Source organism: Tardiphaga robiniae, assembly GCF_001618955.1.
Lineage (GTDB): Bacteria > Pseudomonadota > Alphaproteobacteria > Rhizobiales > Xanthobacteraceae > Tardiphaga > Tardiphaga robiniae_A.
Genome location: NZ_LVYV01000001.1, coordinates 145,176 through 161,703 on the forward strand (window position 1 = coordinate 145,176; position 16,528 = coordinate 161,703).

9 protein-coding genes are annotated in these 16,528 nt (G+C 61.7%); 1 reads left to right on the plus strand and 8 read right to left on the minus strand.

The annotated features are described in order from the left end of the window. Positions 1 to 119 precede the first annotated feature (119 nt). A complete protein-coding gene (locus A4A58_RS00730; RefSeq protein ID WP_068728904.1) occupies positions 120 to 1,232 on the minus strand; it encodes an NADH:flavin oxidoreductase/NADH oxidase in 1,113 nt (370 codons plus the stop codon). A 246-nt stretch (positions 1,233 to 1,478) separates the two neighbouring features. Next, on the minus strand, positions 1,479 to 1,796 hold the full coding sequence (locus A4A58_RS00735) for a hypothetical protein (RefSeq protein ID WP_068728906.1): 318 nt from the start codon (positions 1,794 to 1,796) through the stop codon (positions 1,479 to 1,481). 389 nt (positions 1,797 to 2,185) lie between these two features. On the opposite strand from A4A58_RS00735, the gene A4A58_RS00740 reads away from it, so the two are divergent. Beyond that, positions 2,186 to 3,988: a carbamoyltransferase family protein gene (locus A4A58_RS00740; RefSeq protein ID WP_068728908.1), complete on the plus strand. Its 1,803-nt coding sequence runs from the start codon at positions 2,186 to 2,188 to the stop codon at positions 3,986 to 3,988. Between the two features lie 40 nt (positions 3,989 to 4,028). Here the strand turns inward: A4A58_RS00740 and A4A58_RS00745 are convergent, their stop codons facing one another. From A4A58_RS00745 to A4A58_RS00770, 6 genes are all read right to left on the minus strand, one after another. Beyond that, on the minus strand, positions 4,029 to 5,708 hold the full coding sequence (locus A4A58_RS00745) for a methyl-accepting chemotaxis protein (protein ID WP_068728910.1): 1,680 nt from the start codon (positions 5,706 to 5,708) through the stop codon (positions 4,029 to 4,031). Between the two features lie 291 nt (positions 5,709 to 5,999). Continuing rightward, on the minus strand, positions 6,000 to 7,691 hold the full coding sequence (locus A4A58_RS00750; protein WP_068728912.1) for a methyl-accepting chemotaxis protein: 1,692 nt from the start codon (positions 7,689 to 7,691) through the stop codon (positions 6,000 to 6,002). Between the two features lie 54 nt (positions 7,692 to 7,745). Then, positions 7,746 to 9,506, minus strand: coding sequence for a methyl-accepting chemotaxis protein (locus A4A58_RS00755; RefSeq protein WP_068728913.1), 1,761 nt, complete (start codon positions 9,504 to 9,506; stop codon positions 7,746 to 7,748). Between the two features lie 526 nt (positions 9,507 to 10,032). Next, a complete protein-coding gene (locus A4A58_RS00760; protein ID WP_068728915.1) occupies positions 10,033 to 12,033 on the minus strand; it encodes a methyl-accepting chemotaxis protein in 2,001 nt (666 codons plus the stop codon). A gap of 281 nt (positions 12,034 to 12,314) precedes the next feature. Beyond that, positions 12,315 to 14,318, minus strand: a complete 2,004-nt coding sequence (locus tag A4A58_RS00765) for a methyl-accepting chemotaxis protein (RefSeq protein WP_068730349.1) — start codon at positions 14,316 to 14,318, stop codon at positions 12,315 to 12,317. Positions 14,319 to 14,406: 88 nt separating this feature from the next. Further along, positions 14,407 to 16,437, minus strand: coding sequence for a methyl-accepting chemotaxis protein (locus A4A58_RS00770; RefSeq protein ID WP_139069762.1), 2,031 nt, complete (start codon positions 16,435 to 16,437; stop codon positions 14,407 to 14,409). Positions 16,438 to 16,528 lie beyond the last annotated feature (91 nt).

Consider the following 16,528-nt stretch of genomic DNA (forward strand, 5'->3'; position numbering starts at 1 on the left):
TAAGGACGGACTTCGATCGGCGTGCTGCAGTGCAAACACCCACACACCGCTCCCGGCTCGCGGGACGATGTGTGGGTGTTGAATCTGAGACGTATTGATCTGAGGCGTCTTGAAGTGGCTCAGCGGCCGCCGAAAGTCGTTTCGCCGAACAGCGCTTTCTGCGTCGATGGCTGCGAGCGCCAGTATTGCGGCGGCGCCTGCACCTGGCCGCCGAGATGTGCCGCCGCGTGCCACGGCCAGCGCGGATCGTAGAGAATGCCACGCGCGATGGCGACCAGATCGGCCTTGCCGGAGGCCACGATGTCTTCAGCCTGCTGCGCGTCGGTGATCAACCCCACCGCAATCGTCGGCAGTCCCGTCGCCGCTTTCACAGCTTCGGCGAACGGCACCTGATAACCCGGCCCGAGCGTGATCTTCTGCTGCGGCGAGACACCGCCGGACGACACATCCATCCAGTCGACGCCGCGCTTCTTCAACTCATTGGCGAAGACGATGGTCTGCTCGATATCCCAGCCGCCCTCGACCCAGTCCGAGGCCGATACGCGGACGCCCACAGGCTTGTGCGCGGGAAAAGCCGCGCGTACCGCGTCGAACACTTCGAGTGGAAACCGGATCCGGTTCTCCAGCGAACCACCGTAATTGTCGGTGCGCTGGTTGGAGATCGGTGAAAGAAACTCGTGCAGCAGATAGCCATGTGCACCGTGGATTTCGAGCGCATCGATGCCGAGCCGCTTGGCGCGCTTCGCTGTGGCCACGAAGGCATCGCGGATGCGCTTGAGGCCGGCAACGTCGATCTCCTGCGGCGCCAGTTCGCCAGGTTTCTGCGGAATGGCCGAGGGTGCCTGGGCGACCCAGCCGCCCTTGTCGAGCGGGACCTGCTGGCCGCCATCCCATGGGGCGTGGCTCGACGCCTTGCGGCCTGCATGGGCGATCTGCATGGCAACGGCAATGTTCGAATGCTTGCGGATCGCCGCCAGCACCGGCTTCAACGCGGCTTCGGTCGCGTCGTTATAGAGGCCGAGATCGCCGGGTGTGATGCGGCCGATGGCTTCCACGGCAGTCGCTTCGATCACCAGCATGGCGGCGCCCGACAGGGCCATATTGCCGAGATGGATCATGTGCCACTCGGTGGCCCGGCCATCTTCGGCAGAATACTGGCACATCGGCGCAATGACGATGCGGTTCGGCAGCGTGAGGTCGCGCAGCTTGAAAGGGGAAAACAAGGTGCTCATGCAAATTCCGGAGTGGGAGGACTGAATTGCCATGCGCGGGAACGCCGGCCTGCCGTCCCGACATTGGAACTCTGAGCGCAAAACACAAGATGCCCGCTAAAAAGCGACCTCAGCATTATGCAAAAAGACAGCGGCTTTCGACACACGCTTTCTTGAAAAGCAAAAGGCCCCCTGAAAGGCAAAAGGCACCCCGGTTGCCCGGAGCGCCTCTTGATCTCATCGCTCGGCGCCGCAGCGCCAAACAACTCAGTACGGGCAAACCACCCGGCCCCAGCGACGGCTGAAATAGCAGCCCGGCGCCACGAAGCGCGGCCCACCGTAGAAGCCATAGCCGCGACCATAGCCACGACCGCCGCCACGGTAGAACCCGCCGCCACGTCCACGGCCGCCGCCCCAGCCACGACCGCCGCCGCGACCACCGCCACGGGCCTCGGCCGAGGTGCTGCTCGTGGTGAGCAACACCGTGGACGCGCCAATCAGGCCGACACAGTAGACAGACACAAGCGCCATCGCTGCCAGGCAGCGAGTCACGATATTGTGGCGCGTCGTTTTGGTTTGAGCCATTCTTGGGATCTCCATTCTGCGGAAGCACGGCTTTAGAATGCTTCCGACCTCGAATTGTTCAGTGAGCAATTCTTGATTCACACGCGTGCTGAAACCAGAATAGTAATATGGCCATCACAAGGCGTGCACGTATCAACAGCATCAGAATAGGGTCAAGCTCGAACGCCGGTCAAGTTGCCGGCAGCGCTGTCACTGCGAACGAATACGCACCTTCACCCGTCACCTCGCTTTTGACCTCCTGCCGTTCATCTTCTCTTCATATTGCCTCGCACTATGCTGATCGCTGCACCTCGCACCTGCGAATATGCGGTCCGTCCCACCCACCGCGCCTGCGTCAGCAGCTCGATCCCATCGTCCGTCCCTTCCCGCGAATTGTCAGAAGCTGATTCATGCCCAACCCCGGCTACATCCTCGGTCTCAACACCTACGATCACGACGTCAGCGCCTGCCTGCTGCGTGACGGCGCGCTGGCCTATGCGATCGAGAAGGAGCGGATTACCCGCGACAAGCACGCGACCGGATTTTACAAGGAAGTGGTCGACTACGTCCTCGATGCCGAAGGTATCACGCTGGATGATGTCGAACTGGTGGTGAGCAATTGCTACATCCTGCCGGTTCCGGAAATGGAAGACCGCCTGATCTATCAGGACATGCCGGGCTTCCTGCCCGAATATGAACGGCAGGACGCCAGCGTCCATCCGCTGTTCCGCTCCCGCACCGGCAAGGTCAAAACGATCTCGCATCATCTGGCGCACGCCTATAGCGCGTTTGCCGTCTGCCCCTTCGAAGAGGGGGCGATCATGATCGTCGACGGCGTCGGCAGCTATCGCTCCGATGCGATGGAGGCCTATCCCGGTGACGAGCCAGGCTCGAAGCTCGCCAGGGAATCCGAGAGCTATTACACGTTCAAGGGCACGCAGCTTGATTGCCTGAAGAAGGTCTGGATGGAGCCGGATCGCGGCTTTCTCAGCGACGAATTTTACAATATGCCGGGCCTTGGGGCGCTCTACAGCCGGGCCTCGACCTATGTGTTCGGCGACTGGAACAAATGCGGCGAACTGATGGGGCTAGCGCCCTACGGCCGCCGCGACCAGGTCAAACCGCTGATGGACATCACCGACAACGTGCTCAGCGTGCCGCGCTGGACCCCCGAATATGGCCAGCCCTATGTCGCCGACAGCGACGGCAAATGGGACACCCATCCCTCGATGCGGCACTGGGAAGATCTCGCCTGGCGCGTCCAGGACGACACCGAGAAGGTGCTGCTGGCCCGCGCACGCTGGTTGCGCGAGACGACCGGCGCGAAGAACCTCTGCATTGCCGGCGGCGTCGCGCTGAACTGCGTTGCCAATGGTCGCATCGCCCGCGAAGCCGGCTTCGAAAATGTCTGGATCCAGCCCGCTGCCGGCGACAACGGCATCGCGATCGGCTGCGCCTATTACGGCCTGCTCGAAGTGCAAAAGCAGCCGCGCTCATATGTGATGACGCATTCCTACACCGGCAGGAACTATACCGATCGCGACATCACGGCGGCTACCCAGCGCACGCTGGTCAAGGCGCAGACCAGTGCGGTACGCAGCGACAATATCTGCCGCGATACGGCCAGGCTGCTCGCCGACCAGAAAGTGATCGGCTGGTTTCAGGGTCGCTCGGAATACGGCCCGCGTGCGCTCGGCAATCGCAGCATCATCGCCGATCCGCGCCGGCCGGAGATGAAGGACATCCTCAATTCACGCGTGAAGCACCGTCAGCCATTCCGGCCATTCGCGCCGATTGTGCTCGCCGAGCGCGCCAGAGAGATTTTCGAAAGCGATCAGGATTCGCCGTTCATGCTGATCGCCGCCCCGGTGCGCCCCGAATGGCGCGAGAAGATTCCGGCCATCGTGCACATCGATGGAACGGCGCGCATCCAGACCGTCACAGAAGACACCAATCCTGTGCTCTATCGGCTGCTGAAGGAATTCGATGCGCTCACCGGCGTGCCGGTGCTGCTCAACACCTCGTTCAACGTGAAGGGCGAGCCGATCGTCGAGACTCCCCGCGACGCCATGGCGTGTTTCATCAATACCGGCATCGACCACCTGATCCTGCACGACACGCTGGTGTCAAAGACATCAGCGCATCGTTTCGTCGCCCCGCTGGTGCGCACCTATATGGACGTCGCGGGACTGGTCATGTCGAATGTGAAGTAGCGGTCTCGACGCTCTCCCGTATGCGGGGAGAGCGCGAATATTACGCTGCCCGCACCGCGTTCAGGAACTTGCTGACTTCATCCTTCAGTCGCGTGCTGTCCGAGGACAGTGATTGCGCCGCAGCGAGAACCTGAGTCGAGGCAGATCCAGTCTCTGTTGCACCACGCTGCACATCGACGATGTTCGATGAGACCTGCATCGTGCCCTGCGCCGCCTGCTGGACATTACGCGAAATCTCCTGCGTCGCGGCGCCCTGCTCTTCCACCGCCGATGCGATGGTCGAGGCAATCTCGGACATGCGGCCGATGGTGTCGCCGATCTCCTTGATAGCGCCAACCGATTCCTGCGTCGCCGCCTGGATACCGGAGATCTGCGTCGAGATCTCGCCAGTCGCCTTGGCAGTCTGCTCAGCGAGTGCCTTCACTTCAGAGGCCACGACTGCGAAACCGCGACCGGCTTCGCCGGCCCGTGCTGCCTCGATGGTGGCATTGAGCGCCAACAGGTTTGTCTGGCCTGCGATGTTATTGATCAGCTCGACCACATCGCCGATGCGCGATGCAGCGCTGGCAAGCTCGCCGACGCGATCATTCGTCTTACGCGCCTGATCCACCGCCTGCCCTGCGATCGCAGCCGACTCCTGAACCTGACGGCTGATCTCGTTGACCGACGAGGCCATCTCCTCGGTCGCCGATGCTACCGACTGAACGTTGGTCGAGGCTTCTTCCGAGGCAGCGGCGACGGTCGTCGTCAGTTCCTGCGAACGCTCCGCCGTGGCGGTCAGCGTCCCTGCCGAAGCTTCCAGCTCGGTCGATGCCGACGACACCGTCTCGACGATCTCACCGATCATCGATTCGAAGTTACGGGTGATGCTGTCGACGCGGCGGCCGCGCTCGATCTTGGCTTCGGCATCGGCCGCTGCGGCTTCATCCGCCGCGCGCTTGTCGATCAGCGCCTGTTTGAACACCTGAAGCGAATCCGCCATCGTACCGATTTCGGTCTTCTCGCCCTGATGCGGAACATTTGCTGTCAGATCTCCTGTGCCAAGCGCCTGCATCGGCAGCACGATCGACGTGATACCGGCGGAGACATCGCGCACCAGCAGGATAGCCGCACCGACGCCGACAACAACCGCAAGCAAGAGCGAACCGATCACCATCTTGATGGCGCCCCCAAAGCTGTCCGTCGCCAGTTCTCCGGCCGTCAAAGCTCCCTTGTTGTTGAGCTCGACATCCTTCTGCAGGGCTTCGTCCGCCTTGAAGCCAATCTGGTTGACCTTCACGTTCATATCTCGCGCTTCATCACGAGCGTTCTTGCGCGACAACGCAAGAACCGGCTGCAATGCGACGATATATTCGCTCCAGAGTTTGCTGAATTCGTTGTACATCGCGCGCTCCTCGGGCGACGAAATCATCGGCTCATAGCTCTTGCGCGCCTTGTCGAGCATCTCGGCGTAACGCACCAGCGTGTCGTCCTGGACCTTCGTATCTGCGGCATCGGTCGCAAGCAGATGTCCACGAACCACCGAACGATAGCTGATCGTTGCAGCGCGGACTTCACCCAGAGCGCGCACGCTCGGCAGCCAACTCGTGACGATGTCGGATGTCGCACCGTTGATGGTGTACATCTGCTTGATGGCCAGCGCGCCCATTGCAGCCATGGCGAGCAGCAGGAACGAGACGACAAGAGTGATCTTGGTGCGGATGGACAGGCTGGCAAACATAGGTGATGGTCCCTCGGTTTTCGACCGTTGGCGCGCAACTGCACGAATGGCATTTTCTGGGTTTGAAGGCGCGGCATGCATTGGAGCTGCCGGCCGAGCGTCGATAGCTCTCAGCGATCAACGATCTCGTGATCGAGATTGTCCGGATAAAGTTAAGGAGCGGTGCATCATGACTGCTTCTTGTGCATGGCTTCTTGAGCGAACGTAGCGCACGCGCATAACAACACTATCACGCAAGAAAGCCGACGCTCACGCGCCGGCTTTTACGTTGTACACTTATGTTAAAGCCCGTTAGGCAGCGCGCACTGAGTTCAGGAACTTGCCCACTTCGTTCTTGAGACGTGTGCTGTCCGATGACAGTGAACGCGCGGCCGAAAGCACTTGTGACGACGCAGAGCCAGTCTCGGATGCTCCGCGCTGCACGTCGGTGATGTTCGACGAGACCTGCATGGTACCCTGTGCCGCCTGCTGGACGTTACGCGAAATCTCTTGCGTCGCGGCGCCCTGCTCTTCCACCGCCGATGCGATGGTCGAGGCAATCTCGGACATGCGGCCGATGGTGTCGCCGATCTCCTTGATGGCGCCGACCGACTCCTGCGTCGCCGCCTGGATACCGGAAATCTGCGTCGAGATCTCGCCGGTCGCCTTGGCAGTCTGCTCAGCGAGGGCCTTCACTTCGGAAGCCACGACCGCGAAGCCCCGACCCGCCTCGCCGGCACGTGCCGCCTCGATGGTTGCGTTGAGCGCCAGCAGATTGGTCTGGCCGGCGATATTGTTGATGAGCTCGACGACGTCCCCGATGCGCGACGCAGCGCTGGCGAGTTCGCTGACTCGATCGTTGGTGCGGCGCGCCTGATCGACCGCCTGATGGGCGATGCTCGCCGATTCCTGCACCTGTCGGCTGATCTCGTTGACCGACGAGGCCATTTCTTCAGTGGCCGATGCCACCGACTGGACGTTGGTGGAGGCTTCTTCGGACGCTGCCGCCACTGTGGTAGCCAGGTCCTGGGAACGTTCGGCCGTCGCGGTCAGCGTGCTTGCGGAGGCTTCGAGTTCGGTCGATGCCGACGATACGGTCTCCACGATCTCGCCGATCATCGATTCGAATTCGCGGGTGATGTTGTCAACGCGGCGGCCGCGCTCGATCTTGGCTTCGGCGTCGGCAGAGGCAGCTTCATCTGCCGCGCGCTTGTCGATCAGCGCCTGCTTGAACACCTGAAGCGTGTCGGCCATCGCGCCGATCTCGGTCTTTTCGCCCTGATGCGCCACATGCGCCGTGAGATCGCCGGTGCTCAGCGCCTGCATCGGCTGCACGATCGAAGCGATACCCGACGATACGTCCTTGACCAGATAAATACCGACACCGATGCCGATGACCGCGGTCGCTGCAATGATCGCGATGACCGTCATCAGCGCCGAACCATAGCTGTCATCGGCCTTCTGTCCCGATGCCGCCGCGCCCTTGTCGTTGAATTCAATGGCCTTGCGCAGGATGAAGTCGGCCTTTGATCCCAGCGGGTTGATCACATTCAGATTAAGCTCATGGGCTTCCTGACTGCCTTTGCCGAGATTCTTGCGATCGAGCACAAAGATTTCCTGGCTGCGTGATACGTAGTTGTCCCACTCCTTGCTCCAGTCGTTGAAGATTGCGCGCTCTTCGGGGCTCGATATCAACCTGTCATAGGCAGTCCGCTCATCGGCGGCCCGCTTGACGATGGTGTCGATACCAGCCTCGGTCTTCTGCATCTGGTCAGCATTGGCTGCGAGGATGTGTGCGCGCACCAGATTGCGATAATCGATGGTCGTCGCCCGCAGCCCGCCGAGAACACGGACGCTTGGAAGCCAGTTCTTCTGGATGTCCGACGCATTGGCGTTAATCGTCTGCATCTTGCTGACAGCAAGCGCCCCCATCCCCGTCATCGCGATTAACAGAAAAGCGATAACGATGGTGATCTTGGCTTTGATAGAGATGTTCGAGAGCATGGCTGGACGTCCTGTTATCGCTCGATAGAATGATCAGTTCTGATCCCGCATCGCCTAGGCCGCGCGAACAGAGTCGAGGAACCGCGCGACTTCGACCTTTAGCCGCGCGCCGTCCGACGACAGCGACTGTGCTGCCGAGAGAACCTGCGACGAGGCCGACCCGGTCTCGCTGGCGCCGCGCTGCACATCCGTAATGTTGGACGAGACCTGCTGGGTGCCATGCGCGGCTTGCTGCACGTTGCGGGAAATCTCCTGGGTGGCGGCGCCCTGCTCTTCGACGGCCGAAGCAATCGTGGACGAAATTTCCGACATCCGGCCGATGGTGACGCCGATCTCGCGGATGGCACTGACCGATTCGTCCGTGGCGGACTGGATGCTGCCTATCTGCGTGCTGATCTCGCCGGTCGCCTTGGCGGTCTGTTCCGCGAGCGTCTTTACCTCGGCCGCCACCACGGCGAAGCCACGGCCGGCTTCACCGGCGCGGGCGGCTTCGATGGTCGCGTTGAGCGCCAGAAGGTTGGTCTGCCCCGCGATGCTGTTGATCAGCTCGACCACGTCGCCGATACGGCTGGCCGCCTTGGATAGCTCGCCGACACGGTCGTTGGTCTTCTGGGCCTGCTGCACGGCCTCGCTGGCGATGCGCGCAGATTCCTGAACCTGGCGGCTGATCTCGTTGACCGATGACGCCATTTCCTCGGTCGCCGATGCCACGGATTGTACGTTCGTCGAGGCCTCTTCCGAAGCGGCCGCCACCATGGTGGTCAAATGCTGCGAACGCTCGGCAGACGACGTCAGCGTGCCAGCCGACGCTTCGAGCTCGGTCGATGCCGACGATACTGTTTCGACGATCTCGCCGACCGCGCTCTCAAAATCGTTCGCCAGCTTGATCATCTCGCGCTTGCGCTGCTCGGCGGCGATCTGCTCCTGCTGCTTTTGAGCGTCGGCTTCGGCGCGGGCGCGCTCCTGTGCCTTGACCTTGAACTTCTCCACGGCGCCAGCGACGTCGCCGATCTCGTCCTTGCGGCCCAGGCCCTGCAACACCACGCCGAAATCACCCTCGGCGAGTTCTTCCATCGAACGGCTCAGCGCGCGCATCGGACGCCCGATGGTGAACACCGAGAACACGCAGGTCCCGATCAGCATCAGGGCGACCACACCACCAAGAATCAGCGATTCTCGCTCGGTCGCAGCGGCCTCGTTCGCCGCAGCGTTCGTCTGCTGCTCGACCTTCTCCTTAGCCAGATTGACGATCGTATCGGCCAGCTTGTCGAGTTCTACACTCATGGGTAGCAGCACGTCGGTGCGGAGCTTCACGATTTCCGCGCCCAGTGTGGTGATGCGCGCGGAGGCATCCGCAGACAATTCGCCAGCTTCGTTGCGCGTCGCCTGCAGATTCAAGATATCTGCGCGGATTACACCGATCTTGTCGCCGCCCTTACCGAGGGTCGTCATCATGTCGAGGAATTTGCCGATACGCTCGCGCTCGTCCGATGCGGTCGCAAGCTTGAGCATCTGAGCTGAGAATTTAAGACCAGCGGCAGTACGCGCCGTGAAATAATCAGCAGCCTTCTGGACGTCCGCCACCTTCGTCGCGCCGAGGAAATCCCGCACGCCGATCTGCATCCCACGGAACGAGGCTTTCGCCTCAGCAGCGTTCAGCGCAATCCCCTGATAGACGCCGGATGTCTGATAGGCTTGGCGCACCACTGCGCTCCCGGTCGACTGCATAAAGATCATCAAGCCCACGAGAATGATGCCGAGCACGGACGCAATCGCGAGCTTGGTGCCGATGCGCAGATTCTGAATGAAGGCCATGACGGTCCCTGGGAATAAAGTGGCAGGAAAATGAGTCGGGTTGTCCTTCGCCGGACAGAGTCCGGCGTCGCGTGAAATGGTCAAATGCTAAGCGGTTGTCATTTTTGGCGCGGCCCGGCGGCAATCCGACGGGCACGCGAAGCTTGGCGTGAGATCCTGAACGAGAAACGTCATCGGCTCATATGAGCGGGCGATACGTTCGATGATCGATCAAATCACCTGCTCATGGGCAGGAACCTACCACCGCGCTTCTGACACAAACGTTAACGCGCCGATGATGCGGTCACTCAAATTGAGCCGGTATAGCAATGGTAATCGGGCAATCCGGGCTTTTCAGACAGTGATGGGGTCCGAGTTCAGGCATCGGAGGTTCTGAATTAACGATCTAAAATTGCACTCTCACCGTGCGATGCGCTGCACGGGATATTTCGAGACCCTGAGTTCTTTCGGAGCGTACAGCAGCTTGAGTGGCGGTGTGCGGAGAACGCACCGTTACTCAAGCCGGTAAATTGCGATGTTGGAGAACTCAGGCAGCGCGGACCGAGTTAAGGAAGCGACTGACTTCATGCTTCAGACGGTTGCTATCTGACGAGAGCGACTGCGCTGCCGACAGCACCTGAGACGACGCGCCGCCGGTCTCGCTCGCGCCGCGCTGCACGTCGACGATGTTGGACGAGACCTGCATCGTACCCTGCGCAGCCTGCTGCACGTTGCGGGAGATCTCCTGCGTCGCCGCGCCCTGCTCTTCGACAGCCGAAGCGATCGTGGACGCGATCTCCGACATCTTGCCGATGGTCGCGCCGATCTCGCGGATCGCCGAGACCGAATCATCGGTCGCAGTCTGGATGCTCGCGATCTGCTGGCTGATCTCGCCGGTGGCCTTGGCGGTCTGCTCGGCGAGCGCCTTCACCTCGGACGCGACTACTGCGAAACCGCGACCGGCATCGCCGGCACGTGCCGCCTCGATGGTGGCATTGAGCGCCAGCAGGTTGGTCTGCCCCGCAATGGTATTGATCAATTCGACCACCGCGCCAATGCGGCCGGCAGCTTTCGACAGTTCGCCGACGCGATCATTGGTCTTCTGCGCCTGGTCCACGGCCTCATTGGCAATACGTGCCGACTCCTGAACCTGACGGCCGATCTCGGTGATGGACGACGCCATTTCTTCGGTGGCAGACGCCACCGACTGCACATTGGTGGAGGCTTCTTCCGATGCCGCGGCGACGACCGTGGTGAGCTGCTGCGAACGATCCGCGGTCGATGTCAGCGTGCCGGCCGATGTTTCCAGTTCACTCGATGCGGACGACACCGCCTCGACGATCTCGCCGACGGTCCCTTCAAAATCATCCGCCAGCCGGATCATGTCCTGCTTTCGTTGCAGCGCTGCCGCCTGATCCTGCGTGATCCGTGCCTCGGCTTCCGCCTGGGCTTTCTCTTCTGCCTTGACCTTGAAGGTCTCGACGGCCTGCGCCATGTCGCCGACCTCGTCCTTGCGGCCCAGCCCCGGCAGCACCACGCCGAAATTCCCCTCTGCGAGCTGCTTCATGCCGGCCGTCAGGCCGGACAGCGGCCGGATGATGCCCCGCGCGATCAGGAACGCAATCAGCAGACCGGTGATGGTCGCCGCGCCGGCCACGATCTGCTGCAGCGTGATCGTACTGGAAATGCGCTGCTCGTTGGCTGTCGTCGCGCTCACGACCTCCTGCTGGATCGCTGCCTTGATGCCGTCGGTCTTGCGGATGGCGCTGACCACCATCGGCGTGATCGTATTGTAATAGAGCTGATCCATCTTCAGCAGATTGGCCGACGCCTTATCGAACCCGCTGGAATAGCTGACCAGGCCTTTCTTGATCGATTCGAACAGCGCTGAAAGACTCGGCGCCATATCAAATTTTTCCATCTCCGCGATCTGTTGCTGGGCGTTCTTCAAGCTGTTGGCAAACAACGTCACATTGTCCTGATCGCGGCCTGCAAAGAACCGCCAATTTGCCATCTGAACCAGCAGGGTTTCGGATTGCAGGGTGGTCGACCCTTGTGCGAATGGCGAGCTACGCGTCGCGAGCACGAGCTTCTTCAAGTCGGCCTGAAGCTTTTCACCTTCAGCAAACAGCGCCTTGCGGCTGGCGAGCATCTCCTTGACGGTGTTACCGAGATCGACGCGCCTGCTCTTCAGATCGGCGATCGTCTTCTCGACTTCGCGGTAGATCGTGCGGCGCTCCTCCGAGCTCGCTTTGATCGCCTCCTCCAACACGCCACCAACCTGAGCCAGCAGTTTCTCGGATTCGGCGAATGACGCTTCATCCTGATCGAACGTATAGCGCAGCATCGCGCGGCGAAGCGCCTGGAGCTCCGCCGAAATCTCCATCGAGCGCATCGCATTGGCTGATTGGGCATTCATCGCCGAGACGTCGTCACGAATGTCCGTGAGTTTCCATACAGCGAAACCTGCCATGCCCAACCCGAACAGGACGAGCGCACCGAAGCCTCCATACAGCCTGCCACGGATGCGGAGAGTGAATAGCGACATGCGACGTGCCCTTCTTGGGAGAACCACTGACAGCCGACCTTGCACGTCGCGAATCGCACTCGCAATGCAAGAGGCAATCTTGCTTCAGACCATCGTCAGGTTGCGAAAACTTCAGGTTAATTTTGGCGTCGCAAACGCTTCAGAATAGGATGACTTTTTGTCGCGCATGTCATCGCATTACTCATAGAACAAATAGCCCGGATGCGATGACGCATCCGGGCTATTTGACATTTCTGTTAGCTTCGTCGGGCGAAGCCGCGAGAGGCGTGCGACGTTTTGGCTTATGCCGCGCGGACGGAGTCAAGGAATTTGCCGACCTCGCGCTTCAATCGCGCGCTTTCGCCGGACAGCGATTGCGCAGCGGACAGGACCTGCGACGACGCCGAACCCGTGTTGCTCGCCCCGCGCTGCACATCCAGAATGTTCGAGCTCACCTGCATCGTGCCTTGCGCCGCCTGCTGAACGTTGCGCGAGATCTCCTGTGTCGCCGCGCCCTGCTGCTCGACGGCCGATGCGATGGTCGAGGCGATCTCCGACATGCGGCCGATAGTGTCGCCGATTTCCTTGATGGCACCGACGGATTCTTGGGTCGCCGCCTGGATGCCGTTGATCTGATGGCTGATGTCGCCGGTTGCCCTGGCCGTCTGTTCGGCGAGCGCCTTTACTTCCGATGCAACGACCGCGAAGCCGCGACCGGCATCGCCTGCACGTGCTGCTTCGATAGTGGCATTGAGCGCCAGCAGATTGGTTTGACCGGCAATCGTGTTGATCAGCTCGACGACATCGCCGATCCGCGCCGCCGCCTTGGCGAGCTCAGCCACGCGATCATTGGTCTTCCGGGCCTGTGCAACGGCGGAGTTGGCGATGTTCGCCGACTCCTGAACCTGCCGGCTGATCTCGTTGACCGAGGACGACATCTCTTCAGTGGAGGACGCCACCGCCTGAACATTGGTCGACGCCTCGTCGGAGGCGGCGGCCACCATGGCGGTGAGCTGTCGGGATTGTTCGGCGGTCGCGGTCAGCCCGCCCGCCGACTCTTCGAGCTGGCTCGAAGCCGATGACACGTTTTCCACGATACTGCCGACGGCGCCCTCGAAATCGTCTGCGAGACGGATCATATCGTTGCGGCGCTGGATCGCTGCCTGCTGCTCCTGCGTCAGCTTGGCTTCAGCCTCTGCACGGGCCTTTTCCTCGGCCCGCACCTTGAAGGTCTCGACCGCCCGCGCCATGTCGCCGACTTCGTCCTTGCGGGCGACACCCGGCAGCACCACGCTGAAGTCGCCGTCGGCGAGCCGCTTCATGCCAGCCGTCAAGCCCGACAATGGACCGATAATGCCACGCGCGATCAGGAAGGCGATCGCTAGACCGACTACAGTAGCGACGCCGGCCACGATCTGCTGCAGCATGCTCGTCGTCGACATGCGGTTGCTGGTTGCGGCGACCGTCTGCGACTGAACTTGCTGAATGCCGGACTTGATGGTCTCGACCTTGCCGATCGCTTTCACGACGATCGGGCTGATCGACTTGTTGAAGATACCATCTGCCGTCTGCAGGCTGGCGGCGGCCTTCTCGAACTGGGCGGCGTAGCTCTTCAGGTTGCTGCGGATGGTGCCGAACAACGCACTGAGCGTCGGCGGCATCTGCATCTTCTCCATCTCGCCGATTTGCTGTTCGGCGATCCGGACATGATCCTTGAAGGATTCGATATGCTTCTCGTCGCGGCTGACGAAGAAGCGCCAATTCGCAATCTGCACCATCAGCGTGTCGGATTCGAGCTTCGTCGAACCCTGGCCATACATGGTGTTACGCGTGCTGATCACCAGCTTGCGCAGGCTGGATGACAGCTTGTCGCCGGCTTCCTGCAGCACTTCCCGGCCGGCGACCATCTGCTTGATCGCATCGCCAAGCGCCTGGCGCTGCGCCTTCACATCGGCCACGTCCTTCTCGATGGTGCGGTAGGCCGCACGGCGCTCTTCCGAACGGCTACTCTTGATCACTGTATCCAGGCTGGCGGTGAGGCCCGCGAGACGCTTGTCGGCATCCGCAAGCGCCGCTTCATCCTGATCGAAGGAATATCGCAGGACAGCACCGCGGATCGCATGCAGTTCGGAGGCGATTTCCGAGGCCCGAATCGTGTTGGACGACAGAATGCTCAGCGAGTCGACCTGCGTCCCGACTTCGTTCATCTGCCAGACGGCAAAGCCCGAACTGGCGAGACCGAACAGAACCAGCGCGCCAAAGCCACCGTAGAGGCGGCCGCGGATACGGAGATTGAGCAGCGACATCATTGGCTTCCTAGGTGAGACTTGATCTGGCTTCGGCGACGGGCGCCGTCTTCGTTGCTGCTTCCCCCATATGGGAGAGGCATGAATTTTACGCGGCCCGGACGGAGTCCAGGAACTTGCCGACTTCGAGCTTGAGCCGCGCGCTTTCGCCGGACAGCGACTGCGCCGCCGACAGCACCTGCGTCGAAGCCGACCCGGTCGCGCTGGCGCCGCGCTGCACATCGGTGATGTTCGACGTTACCTGCATCGTGCCCTGCGCTGCCTGCTGAACGTTGCGGGAGATTTCCTGCGTGGCCGCGCCCTGTTGCTCCACCGCCGAGGCGATGGTCGAGGCGATCTCCGACATGCGGCCGATGGTGTCGCCGATTTCCTTGATGGCGCCGACGGATTCCTGGGTCGCCGCCTGGATGCCGTTGATCTGATGGCTGATGTCGCCGGTTGCCTTGGCCGTCTGCTCGGCCAGTGCCTTCACTTCCGATGCTACGACCGCGAAGCCGCGGCCGGCATCGCCGGCGCGCGCCGCTTCGATGGTGGCGTTGAGCGCCAGCAGATTGGTCTGGCCGGCGATTGTGTTGATGAGCTCGACGACATCGCCGATCCGCGCCGCCGCCTTGGCAAGCTCAGCCACGCGATCATTGGTCTTGCGCGCCTGCGCTACGGCCGAGTTGGCGATATTCGCCGACTCTTGCACCTGGCGGCTGATCTCGTTCACCGAGGACGACATTTCCTCGGTCGATGACGCCACCGCCTGCACATTGGTGGACGCTTCGTCCGATGCGGCAGCGACGGCGGCCGTCAGTTCCTTGGCCTGTTCGGCCGTCGCCGTCAGCGCGCCCGCGGATTCCTCGAGCTGAGTCGATGCCGACGAGACATTGTCCACGATATTGCCGACGGCGCGTTCGAATGTATCGGCGAGCTGCACCATTTCGCGCTTCCGCGACGCCGCCGCCAGACTGTCCTGGTCGAGGCGCGCCGCGGCCTCGTCGCGGGCCTTCTGTTCAGCATTTTCGCGGATGACCGCCACTGTCTTGGCGATATCGCCGATTTCGTCGCCGCGCCTGGCACCGGGGATCACGACATCGAGATCGCCGGCCGCCATCTTGCCCATGGCGCCATTCAGACGCGTCATCGGCCGAGCAACGCCGACAAAGGAGAACACCATGGTGCAGATCAGTACCAGCACGACCGCCAGTCCAAGTGCGAGATTGACCTGACCGGAGCGTGTCATTTCCTCGGCGGCCTGCGCCCGGGCCTCTCCGACCGCAGCCTTGGCCGACGATACCGATTGCGCAACCAGTTGAGACGCCGCCGCCGCGGTAGGCATGATCCTGGTGCGGACGATATCGGTCTTCTGGTCGTTGTTGCTGATTGCTTCATCGGTGGCCGCCATGAACTTCTTCATGTCGGTGCCGAGCTGGATCAGGCCGCTCTGCACGAGCTCGCTGTCTTCGAACACGCTGGCCTTGGCCAGCGCATCGGTCAGCACCTTCGCCCGGCTGACAATCTGGCCCTTCTGCGTGACTTCATTCATCGATGCGTAGCGCCATGCGGCGGCCTGCACGGCGTTGATGGCATTGTCCGCGATCTTGAGCTGTCCATCGACTTCAGGCCAGTTCGTCGCCTCCGTTACAGCGGTGGTGAGGCGCATCTGGTCCAGATGCCGGTTCCAGTCGATCACCGCGACGTTCCGGTTGCGATAGAGTTCGAGCAGTTTCTTCTGCAGACCGGCGATCTCGTCGGCAGCGGCGACATAGGTCGAGGTCAGTGCCTTGATCTTCGCGAAATTGTCCTTGTATTCCGGCCTGGTCGCCAGCGCGGACGCGGCATCGATGACGCGGTCCTGCGCGGCCTTAGCCGCGCGTATTTCGGCAGCATTCTTGTCGATTTCCGGCGTCGTGATCGCCATGCGCAGGCCCTGGCTGGCCAGTTGCATGCCGCGCATCTGGCCCTCGGCCTCGAGCGCGCTGTCAGCGATCTTCTGCTGCACATCCGCCAGACGGTTGACCTCCGAGATCGCGGTCTCGGTTCTCATCTGGTTCGCCACGACGCCCGCCGAGAGCAAGATGCCAACGAGACCGGCAAGACCCAGTTTGTTGCCGACACTGTTGATCTTGATCATGCGATACACTTTCCGGAGAAGGGCCAAGTCAGGACGCGCGCAAGCGTGGCTTGCGCAGCCTCGGCTCGGGTCGTTGGAAGACGGTCAGAGA